Origin of the sequence: Collinsella aerofaciens (assembly GCF_018785265.1) — a bacterium.
GTDB lineage: Bacteria > Actinomycetota > Coriobacteriia > Coriobacteriales > Coriobacteriaceae > Collinsella > Collinsella aerofaciens_AI.
Genome location: NZ_WQPK01000019.1, coordinates 1 through 21,720 on the forward strand (window position 1 = coordinate 1; position 21,720 = coordinate 21,720).

Genomic DNA, 21,720 nt, shown 5'->3' on the forward strand with positions numbered 1-21,720 from the left:
TCAGATTCTAGGACGAAGGCCGTTCTTCGTTAAACGGGCGCTAGAGCGTCACCCTTACACCAACATTTTCGACGCGATCGCTACAAAGCTCCGTGAAAAACAGCAGCCTGCTTGTTAAGGCCAAAGTTTTGTAAGGGGGTTCCTTCCCAAGGGGGGGGCATCCCCTATGTTTATGGCATCTCGACTTGGGGGTCTCCGCTGAAAGACGCGCCCGTAGACAAGCTAAGGATATCAACTAGAATAAAGTCAATTGCGGTGGAAGCCTTCGGGCGACACCTTAAGAGGGTTGATGCGTCGGCCCTCTTTTTTGTTTGCATGTAAGATTCGGCCTGTCAAAACTTACATCCCAGCTGGAAAAAGGCGAAATTGCGGGTGTTTTTCTGCCGGCATGTAACTTTACTGATGCGTTGTTGCTCAGCCTTAATTCGCTACGGTTTGTCGGTAAAGGATTGACTGGGACTGGGCTTTTCCTTACAGTTCCAACCGTGATGAGGCCTTGCGACGGTACGTCCGGCTTGGTCCGTGGAAACCGCCTAAAGGCGGTTTTTGCGTTTAAGGGTTGTTTTCCAGCGGCTTTCGTAGCGGGTATTCATGGTTCGCATGGACTCTGCTCACATGACTTTTCCCGTAGTGGCGTAATTGATGCAGGTCTCCTATCTCTTGCCGTAATATAATTACGGCAAGAGATAGGAGACTCTCATGCTTAAGCGTTTTACTGTTGATGGCTATAGGAATTTTTCGGCTCCGGTTTCATTTAATTTTGCAGCTTCTCGTGATTACCAGTTTGCAGAAAATAACGTTAAAAACGGAACCGTGAAAACCGCACTTTTGATCGGCAGAAATGCGTCTGGTAAATCGAATTTCGGTTCAGCTTTATTTGACATTACGTTCGGCTTTCCAGAGGCATTCGATTATTCTGACCAGGATGATCGTCTGTTTTTGAATGCTGATTGCGGGCGAGGTACGGCACAGTTCACCTATGTCTTTGAATTTGACGGTCGCGAAATCAATTACTGCTATGAGAAGACTTCTCCGACTACTTGGCTTCACGAGACCCTATCGATTGATGGGGAACGAATTTTCGATTTCAATAACGCACGCGGCGTTTTCGAAGAGAACCACCTTGAACGAATCGGTGCTGCTGGCATTAATTTTGAATTCTTCGACGCTTCGTTGAGCCTTCTTTCTTATATAACGAGCAGTCTTCCAACTAATGTTTTAGGTGTCTTGGCTGAATTACGCCGATTTGTCTCGCACATGAGGCTGATTCGCATGGACAGCTTTCGATTAAAAGGGGTTGAAACAAAAAAGGTAATCGACAAAATCATACGCGAGAACAAAGTTGCGGAATTTGAATCATTTATTCGCAATTTTGGAGTCGATGAGTCCCTGATCGTTATTAAAGAGTCCGACGGCTCGCCTGTTCTATATTTCAATCATCCCATGCGATGCGTCCCGTTTGTCGAGGCATGTTCTAGCGGTACAAGAACCCTGGTTATGTTGTTCTCTGAGCTTGAGCTAAACGACTCGGCCAGTTTTTTGTTCATAGATGAGTTTGACGCTTTTTGCCACTTTGAGATGGCTGAGAGCCTTTTGAAGTTCTTTGGTTCCAAGGCCTCTTGTCAGATTTTGTGCTCCACCCACAACACTTCGCTTGTTAAGAATGGCGTAATGAGGCCCGACTGCGTTTATCAAATTTCTGCAAAAGAGGGTATTCGAACCTTGGCCGATTCCACCGATCGTGAGTTGAGGCTCGGCAACAATATCGAGAAGCTCCTCCGAGCCGGAGAGTTTGAGTAGCCATGAACGGTGCGTCTGAAAAGAACGTCCTGCTCATTGTTGAAGGCGCTAAACGCGAGCCTCAGCTGATGGGGCGTTTATTTGAATCTTTTAGCCTCGCGGATGATCATCAAATTGTTCCTGTCGAGATCAATGTTCATGTCTTTCTTGATAAGCTCTTTCAAGAGTACGGTTGCGATTTCGAGTCCATTGATCTTAAGCCCTTTGTCGCTGAGCTTCTTTCGGATAAAGATGATGCGGCTCAGCTTCTCGAATCCAGTTTTACAGACACCTTGCTCATATTTGACTTAGATCCTCAGGACAATCGGCTCGATTTTAAACGGCTTGAGCTAATGCAAGACTATTACTGCGATAGCACTGATATGGGTCAGCTATATCTGAGCTATCCATCGGTTGAAGCATATCGTGATTTTGATCCCTTGAAGTGTCTCTCTCTGGATGACGCCCTTGTTCCTTCAGATGTGATTTTTGGCAAGCGATCTTACAAGGACTGGGTTGCCAGGAGGGGAGATTCGCTTGCGGATATTGGGCGTATTGATGGTTTTACATTTGCCTGCATTATTGCCGTCCATGCCCTGAGGTCGCTTTGGTTAACTAATGAGCAGATGATGCCAATTGCAAACGAGTCTCTGGCTGACTTAGCTGCGACCGTGGCGGGCATCAATCATTCTGAACTTCTGCTCAATGAGATCGAACGTCTGAACAATGATTCATTTTGCGCATGCTGCACCTGCCTTTTCTTTATTGCGAATTGGCCTAAGCGACTTAACGACGTTATGAACAAGGCGATTAAGAGGGGTTTGGGTATTCGTTTGTTCTAAAGAGTCCCCTTCGCCACTTATCTCCGGAAGTGCGGGGAAAAATCGAAACTTGCCGAGCACACACCGATTTTTGCCAACAAAACCGCAGGTCGCGGATGCCCAAAACTGGGGTCTGGTCGACAGGTCTCGGTTTTTCACCGCACTTCCGGATTGGGCGCTCATTTAGCACTCTCGATGTCCCCACATCCTCTAAAAAAGTTCTTAAAACAGCCTTAAAGGCGTTCTAGCTCGCGTTGACAGCGTAAAATACGCATGTTTGACTAGGACAAAAGTGGATTTTAGGGGAGGAATGCGCCATGGAAGTGCTAGTTGTTGGCAACACCGCATATGTTGACGATGACTTTTGCGCCAAGGCGTTCCCCGGGGACCACGTTAAGGTCGTCGCTGCCGCGGAAGCGCGCCACGATGAGTCGTCGCCTCATGCTTCGTGGAAAGAGCTACTCCAGCACTTGGATCAGGCCTACGAGTTCGACCGCGTGGTCTATCTATCTAATTACCTTACCCCGCATACCGATACCGTGGGCGATATCGAGCTGCTGCGCTCGGTCTTTCGTACGTGCGCGGGTCGCCGGGTCCAACTGCTGTATGTAGCGGGGCCCGCGGGTGCCGAGGGTGCCGCCGATGCCGCGGGGCGAACGGGCAAGGGAATTATCGCCCGCGCAGCCAACGACCTGTGCCGCTACTACGCTGCTAGCGAGGGCGTTCAGACCAAGATCCTGCGCGTGCCGTTCCTGTATACCGCGTCCGCCGCGCTGGAGGACCCGTTTTTGGTGCCGCTGTTCGACGCGTGCTCAACTGGATCGGTCGCTCTGCAGGGCGCGCAGGATGCGGCGTTTCCCCTGCTGTGTGCCGAGGAGCTTGCGGTGTTGGTACGCCGTATCTTCGACAGCTGGGATGGTAACTTTGAGATGCTCGACGTTGCCGATACCTTCCATCACACGTCAGGTGAAGTTGGCGACGCCCTCAAGGCACTGTTCCCCGGCCTTGCCGTTGCCTATGGCGATTCTGCCGGCTACGCCCTGCCCGTCAGCGGCGTCGTTCGCGTGCGTTATGGTTGGTTTCAGCGCTACGACCTGCTGCGCGATCTTTCGACCATTCAAGCGCGTTGGGATGCTGGCCGCGCAAAGAAGGTTAACCCCTTGCGCGCCGCCATCGACCGCATCCAGATGCGCGCGCTGCCTATTAAATGCCTGGAGACGGGCGTTGCCTGGGTCCTGTTCGAGGTGCTGGAGCATCTGTTCTCCCAATCGGCCCAGCTCAACGTGCTTGATTATCGCCTGCTCTACGTGGTGCTGATCGGCACGCTGTATGGCTTGGACTTTGGCCTGGTTGCGGCGCTGCTGGCGTCGGTGGGTTTGGCCGCGAGCTACTTTACTCAGTACGGCTATACCTTCCAGGGCCTGTTCTACGAGCCGTCCAACTGGCTGCCGTTTATTGCGTACTTTGTGGTGGGTGCCGTGTGCGGCTATGTGCAGCTACGCAACAGCGAAGCCATTAGGGCGGAGCGCGATCAAAATGAGCTCGTTCGCAACCGCAATACGTTCCTTACGCAGCTCTACCACGACGCGATCGAGGACAAGCGCGCGTACAGGCGCCAGATCGTGGGTCGCCACGACAGCTTTGGCAAGATCTTTGCCGTGACGCAGGAGCTCGACGTGCTCAACCCACGCGACATCTATCGCAAGTGCTGCGAGCTTCTGGGCGAGATTCTCGAGAACGATTTGGTGGCGATCTACCATGTTTCGGGCGGGGCATTTGCACGCCTGGTGGCAGCAAGTCCCGCGATTGCCGAAGATGCCGCACGCTCGCTCACGCTTGAGCAGCTTGCGCCTCTTTTGGGCGACGGGGGTCGTTCGAGCCTGTGGGTGAATCGCGAGCTGACGCCGGGGCTTCCCATGTTTGGATACACGATCGAGCGCGACGGGGCACCCGCCGTGTTGATTTTTGTGCGTAGTGCGGCCGAAAACCAAATGACCCTCTATTATCAAAACCTGTTCCGCATCTTGTGCGGCCTGGTCGAAAGTGCGCTGGGCCGTGCTTTTGACTATGAGGCGGTGGCGCAGGATAAACGCTGCGTTGACGGTACTTGCGTGCTCAAGCAGGCTGCCTTTGGCCAAGAGCTCGCGGCGGAGCAAGCGCTGGCAGATAGCAAGATGGGGAGTTTTTTGCTCCTGCGCGTGGTACCGGGCGTGGAGCCTGTTGGCGAGCTGGTGGGCGCAATTGGGTCGGCAATCCGCGAGAGCGACGCGGCGGGCTTGGTCGACGGCGACGTACTCTACCTGCTTATGCGTCAGGCAAAGGCGTGCGATCTGCCCATTATCCGCGAGCGCCTGAGCGCAAAGCATATTGCGGTGGAACCCGTCGACGGCGAGGACATCGTGGCGTTGTTGCAGCACATCTCTTACACCGGTGACGGTGAGGGGGGGTGCCGCTTGATCTCGCTTGTCGTTGCTGCCGTCTTGCTGCTGATTCATGCGTTGGTTTGCCTGATGCTGTGGACGCTCATGAAGCTGGGCCTGCTGCCGGTGCGCGGGCACATGCTGGCTGTGATAGTGCTGGTGCCGCTGTGGGGTCCGTTGCTGGTGGTTCTGCTATCGGTCTGCAGCGCGATGTTTGGCGAGGGGCTGAAAGAGTCTGCGCTGGAGTCGCTGCGCTTCAACGACGACCTGCATCGCAGTATGCCGGTACCGAGTGGTGAGGACGATGCAGGCGTAGTGCCGCTCGAGGAGGCGCTCATCGTCAATGACCCGGCATACCGGCGCCGCCTAATGCTCTCCATGCTCACCGAGGAGCCCGACGCTTACCTGGCGCAGCTGCAGGTGGCTAAGCTTAACGACGACGTTGAGGTGGCGCACTATGCCGCGACGGCGGTGGCGCAGATCTCCAAGGAGTCCGACCTTAAACTGCAGCAGCTGGAGCGTGCCTTTAAGACGGACCCGAGCGCGCAAAACCTCAACGAATACTGCGATTTTCTTGGTGAATACTTGGGCTCGGGCTTGGCCGAGGGGCGCGTGGCTCAGATTCAGCGCCAACAGTACGCGCGCCTGCTTGCGCGTCGCTGCGAGCGCGAGGATACCCTTGAGCTGCGCATTCGATACGCGACGGCTCTGGCCGATGTCGGACAGATCGACGAGGCGCAGGCCGTGACCGACCAGCTGGTGCTCGACGTGCCCGACGAGCAGGAGGTTTGGATGCTTTGCCTGCGCCTGGCCGTGATGCGCCGCGACGGTGACGAAGTCCACCGTGTGATCGATGCGATTGACAAGCAACATGTGTATTTGAGCGCCGACAACCGCGAAAAGTTGGCGTTTTGGCGCGACGGGGATGAGGTCCGATGAGCGTGGCACAACATATCCGCGACCGTGCAGGCCGCTTTCGTTGGATGGGGCTCCTCGTGGTGTGGGCGGTCTTTATTGCCATGGCCGCCGTGCTGCTAGTGGAGCGTGCCGGCGTGCAGTACAGTGCGGGCCAGCATAAGCTGGGGATGCTTGCCGCCAACGATGCGGTGCCGGCCTCCTCGGCAATCTTTGGCCAAAAGCCCACGTGCCTGGTCATTACCGATTCCGATCAAGCTGGCGTCGAGGACGTAAAGGAACAGTTCGACCAGATTTTGCTGGACATGAAGATCGCGCACCGCGACGTGGACCTTGCCCTGGATGGTGCGGATGCCATTCCCTCGCTGACCTCCTTCGATCGCGTGATTTTGCTCATGCCGTCGCTCGATGGGCTCGGTACGCACCTGAGCGACATTATGGGTTGGGTGAGTGCCGGCGGTTCTCTTATGCTCGCCATGCCGCCGGATAACTCGAGCTATCTGCAAGTGATTGCCTCCAAGCTTGGCATTGAATCGGCCGGATATGACTATGTAAAAGCCGAAAGCATTGTGCCGAGTGAGGACTTTATGCTGGGCGGGGGAGAGCGCTACGAGTTCTCGGATCCCTTCGATTCTTCACTTTCGGTTTCATTGCGCGAAACGGCGCACGTCTGGGCAAATACCGGTGACGCGGGCACACCGCTCATTTGGTCTAACGATTGCGGCAGTGGTCACACCGTGGCGTGCAACATTGGCATCTACGACAAGGTCATGCGTGGGTTCTATGCTTCGGCCATAAGCTTGCTGGGTGAAGCCACGGCCTATCCGGTCATCAACAGCGCCGTGTTCTATTTGGACGACTTTCCCAGCCCTGTGCCCTCGGGCGACGGCACCTACATCAAGCGCGACTACGGGCTTTCCGTCGCCGATTTTTATGCCAAGGTCTGGTGGCCCGATCTGCAAGAGCTCGCGCAAAAATACGGCATTCGCTATACCGGCGTGATGATCGAAAACTACGAGGACGCGGTCAACCAGACCGAGCCTGCGCGCCAGGCCGATACCACGCAGTTTCGCTACTTTGGCGGCATGCTGCTGCAGATGGGCGGAGAGCTGGGCTTTCACGGCTACAACCATCAGCCGCTGGCGCTCTGGGACACCGACTACGGTACGCTGTACGACTACAAGACGTGGAAGAACAAAGAGACGCTCGTCGCTTCGCTCAACGAACTTATCGCGTTTCAGGACGAGGTCCTGCCCAATGCTCATGGCTCGGTTTACGTGCCGCCGTCGAATATCCTTTCGGCCCGCGCGCGCAAGCTTATCGGTACCGATGTTCCGCGCATTAAGACCATTGCCAGTACGTATTTTGAGGATGGCACCGACCTGCCGTACGTGCAGGAGTTTGGCGTGGCGAGCGATGGCATTGTGGAGCAGCCACGTATTGTTTCGGGCGGCATGGTCGACGATTCCTATATGCGCCTGGCAGCCGTGTCCGAGCTCAACATGCACTACGTGAGCACTCACTTTATGCACCCGGACGACCTGCTCGATCCCGATCGCGGCGCCAAGGAGGGCTGGGAAGTCTACAAGGGCGGCCTGGTCGACTACCTGGACTGGCTTACCAAGTCTGCGCCCGACCTGCGCCGCCAGACGGCGTCGGAGTGCTCCGGTGCCATCCAGCGCTTTTCGTCGGTTACGGTGAGCGTGGATACCAGTGCGGATGCCTGGACGCTCAGCCTGGGCAATTTCCACGACGAGGCGTGGTTCATGTTCCGCGCCAATAATGGCGAGCCGGGTGCGGTGACGGGTGGCGAACTGACGCACCTTACGGGCAATCTGTATCTGCTCAAGGCAAATGATAAGACCCTGACGATCGAGCGCAAGGAGGGTGGCGACAGATGAGAATCTGCCTGGTACTCGAGGGTTGCTACCCCTATGTGCACGGCGGCGTATCTACCTGGATGCATGGCTATATCCAGGCCATGCCCGAGCACGAGTTTGTGCTGTGGGTGATTGGCGCGCATGCTGCCGACCGCGGCAAATTTGTCTACGAGCTGCCCAGCAACGTGGTCGAGGTGCACGAGGTGTTCCTGGACGATGCCCTGCGGCTTTCGGGCGAGCAACATGAAGCCAGTTTTAACGACCGCGAGCGCGAGGCGCTACGCCGCCTGGTGTCGCTCTCCAATCCGGACTGGGACGTGCTGTTCGATATCTTCCACCGCCGCCGCGTGCATCCGCTCTCGTTTTTGCAGAGCCGCACGTTTATGGATATCTTCCGCGACGTGTGCCTTGCCGAGTACCCCTACACGCCCTTTGCCGACGCATTCCACACCATGCGCTCTATGCTGTTGCCGGTGCTCTACCTGCTGGGCAGCGAGGTGCCGGTTGCCGATGTGTACCACGCTATCTCGACCGGCTACGGCGGCCTGCTCGCTTGCCTGGGCTCAAGCGTTCACCATGCGCCGGTGCTGCTGACCGAGCATGGCATCTATACCCGCGAGCGCGAGGAAGAGATCATTCGCGCCGACTGGGTGGTGCCGTCGTTTAAGGACCGCTGGATCCGCTTTTTCTACCTGCTTTCGGAGGAGATCTACAGCCGCGCCTTCCGTGTGACGAGTTTGTTCCATAACGCCCGCAAGACGCAGATCGATATGGGCTGCGATGCGGGTAAATGCCTAGTCATCCCTAACGGCATCCAGTTCGACCGCTTTAAGGATATTCCTTTAAAGCCCGATGACGGCTGGGTGGACATTGGCGCGGTGGTGCGCCTGGCTCCCATCAAGGACGTCAAGACTATGATCTATGCCTTCTTTGAGCTGCACGAGCGCCTGCCTAAGGTGCGTCTGCACATCATGGGCGGCGTGGACGACGAAGAGTACGGCGCCGAGTGCCACGCGCTGGTCGATACCCTGGGCGTGCGCGACCTGATCTTTACCGGTCGCGTCAACGTGGTCGAGTACATGGAAAAGCTCGACTTTACCATTTTGACGAGCATCTCCGAGGGCCAGCCGCTCAGCGTGCTGGAGTCGCTTGCAGCGCGCCGTCCCTGCGTGACGACCGAGGTGGGCTGCTGCCGCGAGCTACTCGAAGGCGCCCCGGGCGACGACTTTGGCGTGGCGGGTTTTGTGACGCCGCCCATGTATCGCAAGGGCTTGGCCGATGCCATGGAGCGCATGTGCGTGAGCCGTGCCCGTCGCATTGAGATGGGGGAGCGCGGGCAGCGTCGAGTTGCCACGTACTTTTTGCACGAGCAGATGCTCGCCAACTATCGCGCGCTGTACGACGAGACGGCGCGTGCGTTTAACCTGCCCAGAGAGGGGGAGTAGCCGGTGGCCGGAATTGGTTTTGAGCTCAAGCGCCTGTTTAGGCGCAAAGGCCTGTTTGCCACGATGCGCGCTTACGGCTACGCCGGCATTGTGTGCACGGGCCCCATGCTGTTGGGCGTGCTACTCCAGGTGGGTATCTTGGTGCTGTGCGGTCTGTGGGGCGTGGGGCGCGCCAACCAGGACCTGCTGGTGTGCATGGTGACCTATACGCTGCTGGCGTCGCTCACGCTCACGAGCTTTTTCTCTATGCCGGTCACGCGTTTTTTGGCCGATATGCTCTTTGCCGAGCGCGAGGATGAGATCCTACCTTCGTTTTGGGGCTCCAACGCCATCATGCTCGTTGCGGGCACGGTGCTCTACGGCGTCTTTTTGCTGTTCTCGGGCGCCACGCTGCTGCAGGGGCTGCTGTGCCTGTGGCTGTTCAACATTATGATCGTCAACTGGAACGGCATGAGTTACCTCACGGCCATCAAGGATTACCGCGGCGTCCTGTGCAGCTTTGCGGCTGCCATTGGCGTGGCGTGCCTGTGCGCCCTGGCCGCGCTGGCGCTGGGACTGCCGCCGGTCGAGGGCCTGTTGGCGTCAATTGCTCTGGGCTACGGCGTCATGCTCGCCTGGGACGTGGTGCTGCTGTACCGGTATTTTCCTCAGAGCGACCGCAGCCCCTGGCCCTTTTTGCGGTGGCTCGATCAGTTTATGCCGCTGGCGCTCACGGGTCTGTTAACCAATCTGGGACTCTTTGCGCACCTGGTGATTATTTGGACCGGTCCCATTGGCGTGCAGGTCAAGGGCTTCTTTTATGGTGCGCCCTACTACGATGTGCCGGCGCTCATCGCGTTTTTGACCATCCTGGTCACGACCGTCAACTTTGTGGTCTCGGTCGAGGTCAACTTCTATCCGCGCTACCGCGACTACTACAGCCTGTTCAACGACGGCGGCGTGGTGGGCGACATTGTGGTGGCCGAGGAGGAGATGCTCTCCACGCTCAACAGCGAACTGCGCTTTTGCGCGCTCAAGCAGCTGTTTGTGACCGCTGCGGTCATTTCGCTCGAGACCACGGTGCTCTCGGCCCTGCCGCTGGGCTTTAACAACCTTATGCACGGGTATTTTCGCACGCTGTGCGTGGGCTATGGCTTGTATGCCGTGGGCAATACGGTGATGCTCATCTTGCTGTACTTTACCGACTACAAGGGAGCCGTGCTGGCTTCGGGCCTGTTTGGCGGTGTGGCCGGGCTGGCGACTGCCGTGTCGTTGCTTTTGCCGCAGCAGTTTTACGGCTTTGGCTTTTTGTTGGGTGCGGCGGTGTTTTTTATCGTGGCGCTGCTGCGGCTCGATACCTATACCGCCAACTTGCCGTATCGTATCCTGAGCCAGCAGCCTATTGTGGCGACCGACAAATCGGGCTGGTTTACCGAACTTGGCCGGGTGCTCGACCGTGTTGAGCAATGCTACGAGGACAAGCGCGCGGGCGGTGAGCCGCGCAGTGCGTTTGAACGTATGGTGGTTCGCCTGTACCAAAAACATTGGGGAGGTTCTGATGATCGATAAGTTGATGTCTCGCCGCTGCCTGATCGAGGCGGCTGCCGGCGCGCTGTTGCTTTCGGGCTGCTCGTCTCAGGACGAATCCTCGACTAAAAAGGTCAAAAAGCAGGGCAAGATTAAAAAGGCCGAGGCCTCCGACCAGTCCAAGCACCTGCGCGATAAGGACGAGCTGTACGAGGTCTACGACGACTCGGGCATTGTGACCATGTACCTGACGGTCTCGCGCGGTAACAGCTCCGAGAACACCGATCATAGCTGGGCCGAGATCAATACGTACTCGGTGTATGACTACGCCGACATGGGCGTGACGCGCTATCAGGTAATGGGGCTTTTGCAGGCGGGCGACGAAGACGGCCCGGTGGCCGGTGAGGTTGGCTATGGCGAGGAAGCGCCCAATGCTACCGTGCAGGTGTGTGGCCAGACGTCGAGCATGAACTCGCAAAAGAATTACAAGGTTGAGCTCAAAAAGGGCAAGGGTAGCTGGCGCCAACAGCGCGCGATTGCGCTCAACAAGCACATGGGCGAGGGTATGCGTTTTCGCAACAAGATGGCCTACGACCTTATCCGCGGGATTCCCCAGATGATGGGCCTGCGCACGCAGTTTGTGCATCTGTGGGTGTGCGACCAGACCGAAAAGTCCAACGACACCTTTGAGGACTACGGCCTGTTTACGCAGGTTGAACAGCTCAACAAGACGGCGCTTAAGGCACATGGCCTGGATAAGAGCGGGCATCTGTACAAGGTGAACAGCTTTGATTTCCATCGCTACGAGGATACCATTAAGCTTGCTGACGACCCCGACTACAACCAGGCAAGCTTTGAGGGCATGCTCGAGATTAAGGGCGATTCGGACCACACCAAGCTCATCGAGATGCTCGATGCGCTCAACGACGAATCGCAAAAGATCGATGACGTGCTCGACACCTACTTTGATACCGAGAATCTGGTCTATTGGTTGGCGTTTCAGATCCTGACGGGCAACTGCGATACGCAGAACCGCAACTGCTATCTGTACAGCCCGCTTAACTCCAAGGTCTGGTACATCCTGGATTGGGATAACGACGGCATGCTGCGTAAGCTTGAGCTGAGCCTGACGGGGTTCTCGGATTATGCGAGCTGGGAGCGCGGCGTAAGCAACTACTGGGGCAACGTGCTATTCAATCGTGCGCTGCGCAGCAAGGCGTTCCGCGGTGAGCTCGATCGCGCCGTCAAGGACCTGCGCTCGTATATGACCGAGGCACGCCTGACCAAGATGATCAAGCACTACCGCGAGGTGACTGAATCCCTGGTCTTTGCTTCGCCCGATATCGACAATCTGCCTGTCACCAAGGACCAATACGAGCAGATCGCCGCGTCGATTCCCTCCGAGATCGAGGAGAACTACAAGAGCTTTCGCGAGAGTTTTAAAAAGCCCATGCCGTTCTACATCGGCGTGCCGCAGATCGATAACGGTAAGCTGCGCATTAACTGGGATGCGTCCTACGACTTTGAGGCGCGCGACATTCGCTACACCGTAGAGCTTGCGCGCGACTATGCCATAAGCGACGTGTTCTTTAAGGCCGAGGACGTGCTGCTTCCCGAGGTGACCTGCGATGCGCCCGATGCCGGCCAGTATTTTGTGCGCGTGCGTGCCGCCAACTCCGACGGCTTTACGCAAGATGCGTTTGACTACTATGTGACTGACGACGGTAAGCACTACGGCATGAAGTGTTTTTACGTGCAAGACGGCGGTAAGGTCGTGGAGGACACGTATGAGGAGGGCTAGCGCGCTGCTTGAGCGCTTGGCGGCCCCGCCTGTGCGTGCCACGCAGGAGCGTTACCGCCATGAGCTCAAATATCTCATTAACGAGGGCGAGCACGCCGCGCTTGCCTGTCGCATGGCGCCGGTGTTTAAGCTGGACAAGCATGCGCGGGCGGGCGGTTACACTATTCGCAGCCTGTATTTTGATGACTACCGAAACTCGGCCTACGAGGAAAAAGACGCCGGCATTCTCATGCGCAAAAAGTATCGCGTGCGCATCTATAACGGCAGCGACAAGGTGATTAAGCTTGAGCGCAAAAAGAAGTACGGCAGCTGGATCTACAAGGAGGACGCGCCGCTTACGCGCGGTGAGTTTGAGCAGATTCTGGCTGGCGACTACGACTTTTTGCTGAGGAGCCCTTATCCGCTCTGTCGCGAGTTCTACATCGAGTGCATCTGCAACATGATGCGCCCGCGGACCATCGTGGACTACGAGCGCGAGCCGTGAGTGATGGATGAGGGCACCGTGCGCATTACGTTTGACATGAACGTGCGTGCCGCGGTGGGAAGCTTCGATATCTTTGACGCGACGCTGCCCGCGCTGCCGGTCCTGGAGCCCGGCAAGCTGGTGATGGAGGTCAAGTTTACGGAGTTTTGCCCGCAGCTGGTGCGCGATATTGTGCCGCCGGGAGCGGCCGAGCTTACGGCGGTCTCCAAGTACTGTCTGTGTTACGAAAAGACCGCCTACCTGCGCGGATTTAATTACTGGGAATCGGATTTTGAGAACCGAGGGGATATTTAGACCATGAGCACCAGGGACTTTTTTAAGAACTCCGTCTTGGAGGCGTTTGGCCAGGTCGACCCTGCCAAGATTGGCCTTTCGCTGCTCGTGGCGCTCGCCATGGGCATCCTGATCTATTGCGTGTACAAGCGCTTTTTTACCGGCGTGGTGTATTCGCGCAGCTTTGCCGTGACGCTTGTGGGCATGTGCGTGCTCACCTGCATGGTCACGCTCGCGATTTCGACCAACGTGGTCATCTCGCTCGGTATGGTCGGTGCTCTGTCAATCGTCCGCTATCGTACGGCGGTTAAGGACCCGCTCGACCTGCTGTATCTTTTTTGGGCCATTACCACAGGCATTACGGCAGGCGCCGGCATGTACGCGCTCGTGGGGCTTACGGCAGTGGTGATTGTGGTGATGATTGCCGGCTTTGCGAGCCGCCAGGACAAGGCGCGCGTGTACATGATGGTCATCCACTACACGGGCCAGACTACTGGCGACGATATCGTGCGCGCATTTGGGCGCACCAAGTTTACGGTGAAGTCCAAGACCATGCGCGGTGACAAGGTGGAGATGGCCGCCGAGGTGTTCTCGGACGGTGTAGATATGCCCTATGCTGACGCCATTCGCGCGCTCGACGGCGTGGAAGACCTAACGTTGATCCAATACAACGGCGAATATCACGGGTAGAACCCTAGCGAGCAGATCGCCCGGCAGATGCCCGCGCAGCGTCGAGCAGTCCGGCGTTCGTCAGAACGCCGGAACGAACAGGTATCATGGTGAAAGCGATTTCAATGACAGGGGTGCTCGTGGTAAAGATGAAAGATGTGGCCGAGCTGGCGGGCGTTTCGAGCGCCGCCGTCTCGCGCTACCTCAACGGTGGATACATATCGGCGGACAAGGCCGAGCGCATTAAGAAAGCGATTGAGCTGACAGGATACGTGCGGTCCAGCCAGGCTCGCGCGCTGCGCACCGGTTCCACCAAGCTCATCGGCGTCATCGTCCCCAAGATCAACTCGGAATCCGTGAGCCGCATTACTGCCGGCATTGGCCAGGTGCTCGGTCGCCGTGGCTACCAGATGCTGCTTGCCAATACCGACAACGCCCCCGATCGTGAGCTTGAATACCTCGACCTGTTCCAGAACCATCCGGTCGATGGCATCGTGCTGGTAGCGACCATGATTACCGACGAGCACCGTCGTGCGATTGGGTCTTGTCGCGTACCCCTTGTGGTCATTGGTCAAAACGTCGAGGGCACGGCCTGTGTTTATCACGACGATTACGAGGCTGCCTTTGAGCTGGGCCATGCGCTTGCGGGCCGCGTGGACGGCAAGATCGCCTACATTGGAGTTACCGAAGAGGACCGCGCGGCCGGTTATGACCGCCGTCGCGGTTTTGAGGCCGGCTTGCGCGCCGCGGGTAACCCGCTCGATGCCGCCTTGATTCGCCTGGGCTCGTTTACGCTCGACTCAGGCTATGGTGCAGCACGTGAACTGCTTTCCGTCGCTCCCGATGTTTCGTTTATCGCGTGCGCGACCGATACCATGGCGGCGGGCGCGCTTCGTGCCATCGATGAGGTTCGCGGCGTGGGCGAGGGCATGCATCGCGTAAGCGGTTTTGGCGACAACGCGTTTTTGCGCGCGCTGACGGGCGGTATTCCCACCGTGCATTATGGCTACCTGACCAGTGGCGTCGAGGCGACCAATATGTTGCTCAACGCGCTCGATGGCGTGGAGGGGGAGAGCGGTCTAAAGACGCTCAAACTCGGCCATCAGCTTATGAATGTCTAGATTTTGGGCACGTCTGCCTGCCTCTGAGCCCTTATGTTTGTCTCAAAACTACCATTCGCCCGCTATTTCCTACCGTTCACCCTACTATGAAAACGATTACAGACATATGAAACTGAAATCGATTACAGTGTAAGTGTCAAAGATGGCCGGGTGCACGTGCGCCCGTTTGAGGAAAGGGAAGTCATGGACTACCGCAAATCAGCCCAAGAGGTGCTCGACAACATCGGTGGCGCCGGCAACGTTGTTTCGGCCGCACACTGCGCCACGCGTCTGCGCCTGGTGATTGCCGATAACGCCAAGGTCGACAAGGAGGCCCTCGAGAATATCGACGGCGCCAAGGGCGTCTTTGAGGCCCAGGGCCAGCTCCAGATTATTTTTGGCACCGGTACCGTCAATAAGGTCTACGAAGAGTTCATCGCGCTCAGTGGCGTCGAAGCTGCCACCAAGGCCGAGGTCAAGGAGGCCGCGGCTCAGCAGCAGAACATCTTTATGCGTGCCATTAAGGTGCTCGGCGATGTCTTTGTCCCCATCATCCTCGCCATCGTGGCTTCGGGCTTGCTGCTGGGCATTATGAGCGCCCTCAACTTTATGGCCTCCAACGACTTTATCGCGCTCGACACTAATAACTTTATTTATAAGATCGCCGACCTGGTCTCGGGAACGTCCTTTGGCATTCTGCAGATCCTGATCGGCTACTCCGCCGCCAAGGCCTTTGGCGCCAACCCGTATCTGGGTGCCGTCGTCGGCGGTGCGTTCATTAACTCCTCGCTGCAGAGCGCCTACACGGTTGCCTCCGAGGGCGTACAGACCATGGTTACCGTCATTCCCGGTGTGTATAGCTTTGAGTGGGTCGGCTATCAGGGCCATGTGATCCCCATCGTTATCGCCTGTGCCATTCTGGCCTTCCTCGAGAAGCGCCTGCACAAGATCGTTCCCGAGATGTTCGACCTCTTTGTGACCCCGCTCGTCTCGGTGTTCGTGACCGTGCTCGTGACGCTCGTTGCCGTCGGCCCCATCTTCGTGTGGGCCGAGAACGCCATCCTCGGTCTGATCCAGGCCCTGCTGACCCTGCCCTTCGGCATCGGTTCCTTTATCGTCGGCCTGTTCTATGCTCCCACGGTCGTTACCGGTATCCACCAGATGTACACCGCCATCGACCTGGGCCAGCTCGCCCAGTACGGCGTGACCTACTGGCTGCCCATCGCCAGCGCTGCCAACATCGCCCAAGGTGGCGCCGCGCTTGCCGTTGCCTTTAAGACCCGCGATGCCAAGATTAAGGGCCTGGCGCTTCCTTCGGCTCTGTCCGCTTTCATGGGCATTACCGAGCCTGCCATCTTCGGCGTGAACCTTCGCTTCTTTAAGCCCTTCATCGCCGGCTGCATCGGCGGCGGTTGCGGTGCCTTGGTCTGCGCGCTCACTTCGCTGGCTGCCTCCGGCACGGGCGTTACCGGTATCTTCGGTATCCTGCTGTGCCTGGCCCAGCCCGTGCAGTACGCGATCATGTTTGCGGTCGCCGCGCTGGTTTCCTTTGCCGTCTCGTTTGTCCTGTACAAGGACGAGCCCAAGGCTTCCGAGCAGGCCTAAGAGCTTTTGGATTAAGGGAATGCCCGCGGGCTGTATGCTCGCGGGTGTTTCCAGCATCGGGCGCCGATCTCTGGTGCCTTGTAACTTTCGATCTGTTAGGACTTTGATATGTCTAATGCACTTGGTCGCGATCTTGCAAAGCTGGTTGCCGCTGTTGACGCCGCCGCCACTGAGTACGGTCATGGCGCGTATGGCCAGCGCTTCCATATTATGCCGCCGGCGGGTTGGCTCAACGACCCCAACGGTCTTTGCCAAGCGGGCGGCGTGTTCCACGCTTATTTTCAATATGCGCCGTTTGATGTCGAGGGCGGCGTTAAGGCCTGGGGTCATGCCACAAGCCGCGACCTTATGAACTGGGAATATGTTGGCGCCCCGCTGTTGCCCGACGAGCCGTTCGATTGCCATGGCGTGTATTCGGGCTCCGCGCTTGCCGAGGACGGCCGCATTCGCGTACTGTACACAGGCAACGTTAAGCTTTCCGATGCGGACGGCACGTACGACTACGTCAATACCGGCCGCCGCGCCGATACTGTTTATGTCGAGAGCGTTGATGGCCTTGCCGGTCGGGAGTTCAGCCAAAAGTGCGTGGTGCTGGCGTCCGATGATTATCCCGAGGATTTGACCTGCCACGTGCGCGACCCCAAGGTGTGGCGTGATGCGGACGGGCGTTATCACATGGTGCTGGGCGCGCGTCGTCGCGTTGACGGTCCTCATGTCGAGAGCCGTTTTTGTGCCATGCACGGCGAGGGTGCCGGGCGCGATGTGGGCGAGATCCTGGTGTATGGCTCGGCCGATATGCTGAGTTGGGAGCTCGAGAGCCGCGTGTCTACGCCCGAGCGTTTTGGCTTTATGTGGGAGTGTCCGGGATACCTTGAGCTCGAGGCGAATGGCGGTGTACCGGCGAAGTGGCTGTCCTTCTCGCCCCAGGGTCTTGAGGGCGGTCGTTGGGACCGCGGCAATGTGTATGCCGCTGGCTACATGCCTGTAACGGGCGACATTACGGGTGGCAATGACGCTTATGAGCTGGGCGAGTTCCGCCTGTGGGACGCCGGTTTTGACTTCTATGCGCCGCAGGAGTTCACGGCCGAGGACGGTCGCCATATTCTGATTGGCTGGATGGGCATGCCCGATGAGCCGACCTATGGCAACGCACCGACCGTGGTGTGCGGCTGGCAGCACTGCATGACGGTGCCGCGCGAGCTTACGGCCGGTGCTGGTGGCGTGGTGCTACAGCAGCCGGCGCGCGAGATTGAGCACCATTATGCCTCGGTGCGTGTAGGGGAGGGCTCGTTGGAGGTTGCCGGCGATACCTGCTTTGACGTTGTTGTCGACGGTGTTGACGGTGCGTTCACCGCGACCGTTGATGGCGAGCTGAAACTGGCGTTTGTGCCCGCTGGGGATGAACTGCCCTCTCGCTTTGAGATTCGATTTACCGATGAGGGTCGCGTTTCTGCCGGCTGCGGTCGTACCGTGCGCTGGGAGCCCGTCGACGAGGTTCGTAACGTGCGCATTGTCGGCGATGTCTCGTCGGTCGAGGTGTTTGTGAACGATGGCGCGCTCGTGTTTTCGACGCGCATCTATCCCGAGGCCTATGGCGTGACCGTTGACGCTCCGGGTGCGAGCGTGAACTATCACACGCTCATCATCTAGGCGATTCGTCGCATATCGGCGCTATACTGCAGCCGTTGCCCACGATGCGGGGAACACCCGCATCGTGGGTTTTTGCTTATGAAGGGATGGTGCCGTGTGGGCGTACAGCAGCTAGAAGAGGCTTGGGCTTTGAGGACCGGCGCGCGTGAGGCGCGGTTGCTTGCGGCCCCGCATGTGCCGGCAGGGCTGTCGCAGCTGGGGATTGTGCGTCCTGGTGACCGCCTGGTGGCCTTTGCGGACGACTTTGTCGATGCGTTTGCGAGCGGCTTTGATTGCTGCGATGTCGCGCTGGTGGGCTCGCCGTCCGCCGATGCGTTTACCGCCGCGTCCGAGGTCTTTGATGCTTCGTTTGATGCCGAGGGGCCGCACCTGTGGTGGTTCGTCAACTCCATCGGCGGGTTTGGACTGCGCGTGCCCGATCTGCGTACGCTGGGTCGAGCGGCTCGCGAGGCCCATGCGCTGCTGGTTGTGGACAACACCGTGGCGTCGGCTTTTGGCTGCGATCCGTTGCGCTTGGGTGCCGTGCTGTCGCTCGAAGCGCTCGACCGTGTGTGCGCCGGTAACGCTTCACGCAAGTTGGTTGCCGTATCGGTCGCGCGCTCGCAGCTCAAACGCCATCGTGTGGATGCTGCTGCTGAGTGCGCGCATGCCCTGCTTGGGGGCCGTGGCTTGGCCAAGCTTGATTTGACTGCTGACGAGGCCGCTGCGCTGGAGCGGGGACTGGACTCGCTCGACGCCCGCATGCAGGCGCATTTCGACCGCGCCCGTGCGCTGGCCGAGTATCTGGCCGCCAACGAGATGGTGCGCAACGTGCGCTATCCCGGGCTGAGCTCGCACCCCGATCATGCGGTTGCAACGGGAATCCTCGAGCACGGCTTTGGCCCGGCAGTTGAATTTGGCCTTATCGAGCGTAGCGCGGGAGAGCTGTTCGATGTTTTGCCGGGGGAGTTCCGCACATCGCCGGCCGGCGGCGCAACGACGCGCCTTTCGGCCCCACGCGGCAAGCAGGGGAGCACCGTCCGCCTCTTCGCCGGCACCGACGACCCCTTGATCGTGGCCGCCACCCTAGACAACGCCCTCCGTAAATTAGCTACTCTTTGATGCTGGCGATGAGGGCGTTGGCTTTGGTGGCGATGACGTTGTTGATGTCGGCCTGCAGCTCCTCGTAGGCCGCTATGGCTCGCTCGCCGGCGGGGGTGAGGGTGGATCCGCGGGCGCCGTCGCGCTCGATGAGCTTGCAGCCCAGCTGGCCTTCTGCCTCGTTCACGATGCGCCAGGCCTTGGAATACGCCATACCCATGCTTTTGGCGGCGCGGTTGAGCGAGTGCTCGCGGGCAATACCCTGCAGCAGCAAGACACAGCCGTGACCGAAGACGCCCGGCAAATCCTTGTCGCGCGCTTGAATGACCAACTTTGCCGTCGTCTTGTACTCCATGTGCTCCACGTCTCCCCGCTAAAGTGTTTGCTGGGCAAACGCAAAGCCTGCGTCAAACCCTCGTGTGCTCTTCTTAAATCATGCATTGTAGCAGTCAAAGTGCGTTAAGATACTTCCCCAGTATTGGGCGCCCAAGGTTGGGCTGGGTCCTACGAGGCCTGCAGCCGACCGGTCGCATGGAAAAAGGAGAAACATGGCTACGTTCTTTCCCGGTGAGTCCCACACGTTTTCGGAGTATCTGCTGGTCCCTGGTTACTCGTCCTCGCAGTGCATCCCCAACAACGTCTCTCTTAAGACGCCGCTAACCCGCTTTAAGCGCGGTGAGAAGCCGGCAATCACCCTGAACATCCCCATGGTTTCCGCCATCATGCAGTCCGTCTCGGGCGTCGATATGGGTGTCGCGCTCGCTACCGAGGGTGGCCTGTCCTTCATTTACGGTTCCCAGAGCGCCGAGTCCGAGGCCGCTATGGTCAAGGCCGTCAAGGATCACAAGGCTGGCTTCGTTCAGTCCGATTCCACGCTGACCCCCGATATGACCATGGAGCAGGTCATTGAGCTCAAGGATAAGACCGGTCACTCCACCATGCCGGTCACCGACGACGGCACTCCCAAGGGCAAGCTCCTGGGTATCGTCACCAGCCGTGACTATCGCCCCAGCCGCGATGACCACCAGACGAAGGTCTCCGAGTTCATGACCCCGCGTGAGCAGCTCATCGTGGGCGACAAGAACATCAGCCTCAAGGTTGCCAACGACGTCATCTGGGACAATAAGCTCAACGCCCTGCCCATCGTCGACGACTACGATCACCTGATGGGCATCGTCTTCCGCAAGGACTACGACAGCCACAAGACCAACCCCAACGAGCTGCTCGACGGCGATAAGCGCTACATGGTCGGCGCTGGCATCAACACCCGCGACTATGCCGAGCGCGTGCCGCTGCTCATCGAGGCCGGTGCCGATGTTCTGTGCATCGACTCTTCCGAGGGCTTCAGCGAGTGGCAGAAGCGCACCATCGAGTGGATCCGCGCCAACTACGGCGAGGACGTCAAGGTCGGTGCCGGTAACGTTGTCGACGCCGAGGGCTTCCGCTTCCTGGCAGACTGCGGTGCCGACTTCATCAAGGTCGGCATCGGCGGCGGTTCCATCTGCATTACCCGCGAGACCAAGGGTATCGGCCGCGGTCAGGCCACCGCGCTGATCGACGTCTGCCGCGCTCGTGACGAGTACTACGAGGAGACCGGCGTCTACGTGCCCGTGTGCTCCGACGGCGGTATCGTCTACGACTACCACATGACGCTCGCCCTTGCCATGGGTGCCGACTTTATGATGCTGGGCCGCTACTTCGCGCGCTTTGACGAGAGCCCGACCGAGCGCGTCAACGTCAACGGTCAGTACATGAAGGAGTACTGGGGCGAGGGTTCTGCGCGTGCCCGCAACTGGCAGCGCTACGACCTTGGCGGCGCCGCGAAGCTCAGCTTCGTCGAGGGCGTCGACTCCTACGTCCCGTACGCCGGTTCCCTCAAGGACGGCGTGGGCGGCACGCTTTACAAGGTCAAGTCCACGATGTGCAACTGCGGTGCCCTCTCGATCCCCGAGCTCCAGGAAAAGGCACGCCTGACCTTGGTGAGCTCCACCTCAATCGTCGAAGGCGGCGCCCACGACGTTGTAGTTAAAGATTCGCAGCAGTCCGTATCTTATCGATAAGGTTAGAGCTGCATATCAAAGGTTGAGTATCAACCACGTTATTTAGATAAAGCGAGATGCCTGCAAGTCGCAGGCATCTCGCTTGTCGTATTTGTTATCATCAGTCAAGTTAACCTTAGGGTCGGTCGGCTTGGCTTTGTTCGCTACAAGTTCCGCACGCAAAGAAGAGCACTTAATGTGCTCTTCGTCTTGCGCAGGACTGTCCGCAGTAGCGAACAAAGCCAAGCCGACC

At 58.2% G+C, this 21,720-nt stretch carries 14 protein-coding genes and 1 pseudogene; 14 read left to right on the plus strand and 1 reads right to left on the minus strand.

Annotation, left to right across the window (positions count from 1 at the left end; translation table 11 throughout):
• Nucleotides 1-699 precede the first annotated feature (699 nt).
• The 13 genes and pseudogenes from GPK42_RS03145 (at nt 700) to GPK42_RS03210 (ending at nt 19,449) form a co-directional block, all read left to right on the plus strand.
• Entirely contained in the window at nt 700-1,800 is a 1,101-nt protein-coding gene (locus GPK42_RS03145) for an AAA family ATPase (RefSeq protein WP_215693452.1), read from the plus strand.
• A gap of 2 nt (nt 1,801-1,802) precedes the next feature.
• Entirely contained in the window at nt 1,803-2,621 is an 819-nt protein-coding gene (locus GPK42_RS03150; protein WP_215693456.1) for a hypothetical protein, read from the plus strand.
• 296 nt (nt 2,622-2,917) lie between these two features.
• Nucleotides 2,918-5,959, plus strand: coding sequence for a DUF4118 domain-containing protein (locus GPK42_RS03155; RefSeq protein WP_215693457.1), 3,042 nt, complete (start codon nt 2,918-2,920; stop codon nt 5,957-5,959).
• Nucleotides 5,956-7,836 carry a DUF2194 domain-containing protein gene (locus GPK42_RS03160; protein WP_215693462.1) on the plus strand — a complete coding sequence of 627 codons (1,881 nt, stop codon included), beginning with the start codon at nt 5,956-5,958 and terminating at the stop codon, nt 7,834-7,836. Before GPK42_RS03155 ends, GPK42_RS03160 begins: the two co-directional genes overlap by 4 nt.
• Nucleotides 7,833-9,260 carry a GT4 family glycosyltransferase PelF gene (gene pelF, locus GPK42_RS03165; protein WP_215693463.1) on the plus strand — a complete coding sequence of 476 codons (1,428 nt, stop codon included), beginning with the start codon at nt 7,833-7,835 and terminating at the stop codon, nt 9,258-9,260. Before GPK42_RS03160 ends, pelF begins: the two co-directional genes overlap by 4 nt.
• Before the next feature lie 3 nt (nt 9,261-9,263).
• Nucleotides 9,264-10,808, plus strand: coding sequence for an exopolysaccharide Pel transporter PelG (gene pelG / locus GPK42_RS03170; RefSeq protein ID WP_338404317.1), 1,545 nt, complete (start codon nt 9,264-9,266; stop codon nt 10,806-10,808).
• Entirely contained in the window at nt 10,798-12,567 is a 1,770-nt protein-coding gene (locus tag GPK42_RS03175) for a CotH kinase family protein (protein ID WP_215693464.1), read from the plus strand. Before pelG ends, GPK42_RS03175 begins: the two co-directional genes overlap by 11 nt.
• A pseudogene (locus GPK42_RS10150) lies at nt 12,554-13,345 on the plus strand (polyphosphate polymerase domain-containing protein). Before GPK42_RS03175 ends, GPK42_RS10150 begins: the two are co-directional and overlap by 14 nt.
• 3 nt (nt 13,346-13,348) lie before the next feature.
• Nucleotides 13,349-14,014 (plus strand): DUF4956 domain-containing protein, encoded by a 666-nt coding sequence (locus GPK42_RS03190; protein WP_252200059.1) that lies wholly within the window; start codon nt 13,349-13,351, stop codon nt 14,012-14,014.
• Nucleotides 14,015-14,142: 128 nt separating this feature from the next.
• Entirely contained in the window at nt 14,143-15,114 is a 972-nt protein-coding gene (locus tag GPK42_RS03195) for a LacI family DNA-binding transcriptional regulator (protein ID WP_252200063.1), read from the plus strand.
• 183 nt (nt 15,115-15,297) lie between these two features.
• Nucleotides 15,298-16,698 (plus strand): PTS transporter subunit EIIC, encoded by a 1,401-nt coding sequence (locus tag GPK42_RS03200; protein ID WP_215693473.1) that lies wholly within the window; start codon nt 15,298-15,300, stop codon nt 16,696-16,698.
• 108 nt (nt 16,699-16,806) lie between these two features.
• Complete coding sequence (locus tag GPK42_RS03205) at nt 16,807-18,348, plus strand: glycoside hydrolase family 32 protein (RefSeq protein ID WP_215693476.1); 1,542 nt, start codon at nt 16,807-16,809, stop codon at nt 18,346-18,348.
• A gap of 96 nt (nt 18,349-18,444) precedes the next feature.
• Nucleotides 18,445-19,449, plus strand: a complete 1,005-nt coding sequence (locus GPK42_RS03210) for a PLP-dependent transferase (protein ID WP_215693478.1) — start codon at nt 18,445-18,447, stop codon at nt 19,447-19,449.
• Here GPK42_RS03210 and GPK42_RS03215 read toward each other — a convergent pair.
• Nucleotides 19,439-19,783: a winged helix-turn-helix domain-containing protein gene (locus GPK42_RS03215; RefSeq protein WP_215693480.1), complete on the minus strand. Its 345-nt coding sequence runs from the start codon at nt 19,781-19,783 to the stop codon at nt 19,439-19,441. The two genes, GPK42_RS03210 and GPK42_RS03215, sit on opposite strands and share 11 nt — an antisense overlap.
• A 193-nt stretch (nt 19,784-19,976) precedes the next feature.
• Between GPK42_RS03215 and GPK42_RS03220 the strand changes: the two genes are divergently transcribed.
• Nucleotides 19,977-21,488 (plus strand): IMP dehydrogenase, encoded by a 1,512-nt coding sequence (locus tag GPK42_RS03220; RefSeq protein WP_215693482.1) that lies wholly within the window; start codon nt 19,977-19,979, stop codon nt 21,486-21,488.
• The last annotated feature ends 232 nt before the right edge of the window (nt 21,489-21,720 follow it).

Coding starts and splice junctions, on each gene's coding strand:
- GPK42_RS03145 (WP_215693452.1), top strand. CDS start 700: ATGCTTAAGCGTTTTACTGTTGATGGCTATAGGAATTTTTCGGCTCCG.
- GPK42_RS03150 (WP_215693456.1), top strand. CDS start 1,803: ATGAACGGTGCGTCTGAAAAGAACGTCCTGCTCATTGTTGAAGGCGCT.
- GPK42_RS03155 (WP_215693457.1), top strand. CDS start 2,918: ATGGAAGTGCTAGTTGTTGGCAACACCGCATATGTTGACGATGACTTT.
- GPK42_RS03160 (WP_215693462.1), top strand. CDS start 5,956: ATGAGCGTGGCACAACATATCCGCGACCGTGCAGGCCGCTTTCGTTGG.
- pelF (WP_215693463.1), top strand. CDS start 7,833: ATGAGAATCTGCCTGGTACTCGAGGGTTGCTACCCCTATGTGCACGGC.
- GPK42_RS03175 (WP_215693464.1), top strand. CDS start 10,798: ATGATCGATAAGTTGATGTCTCGCCGCTGCCTGATCGAGGCGGCTGCC.
- GPK42_RS03190 (WP_252200059.1), top strand. CDS start 13,349: ATGAGCACCAGGGACTTTTTTAAGAACTCCGTCTTGGAGGCGTTTGGC.
- GPK42_RS03195 (WP_252200063.1), top strand. CDS start 14,143: ATGAAAGATGTGGCCGAGCTGGCGGGCGTTTCGAGCGCCGCCGTCTCG.
- GPK42_RS03200 (WP_215693473.1), top strand. CDS start 15,298: ATGGACTACCGCAAATCAGCCCAAGAGGTGCTCGACAACATCGGTGGC.
- GPK42_RS03205 (WP_215693476.1), top strand. CDS start 16,807: ATGTCTAATGCACTTGGTCGCGATCTTGCAAAGCTGGTTGCCGCTGTT.
- GPK42_RS03215 (WP_215693480.1), bottom strand. CDS start 19,783: ATGGAGTACAAGACGACGGCAAAGTTGGTCATTCAAGCGCGCGACAAG.
- GPK42_RS03220 (WP_215693482.1), top strand. CDS start 19,977: ATGGCTACGTTCTTTCCCGGTGAGTCCCACACGTTTTCGGAGTATCTG.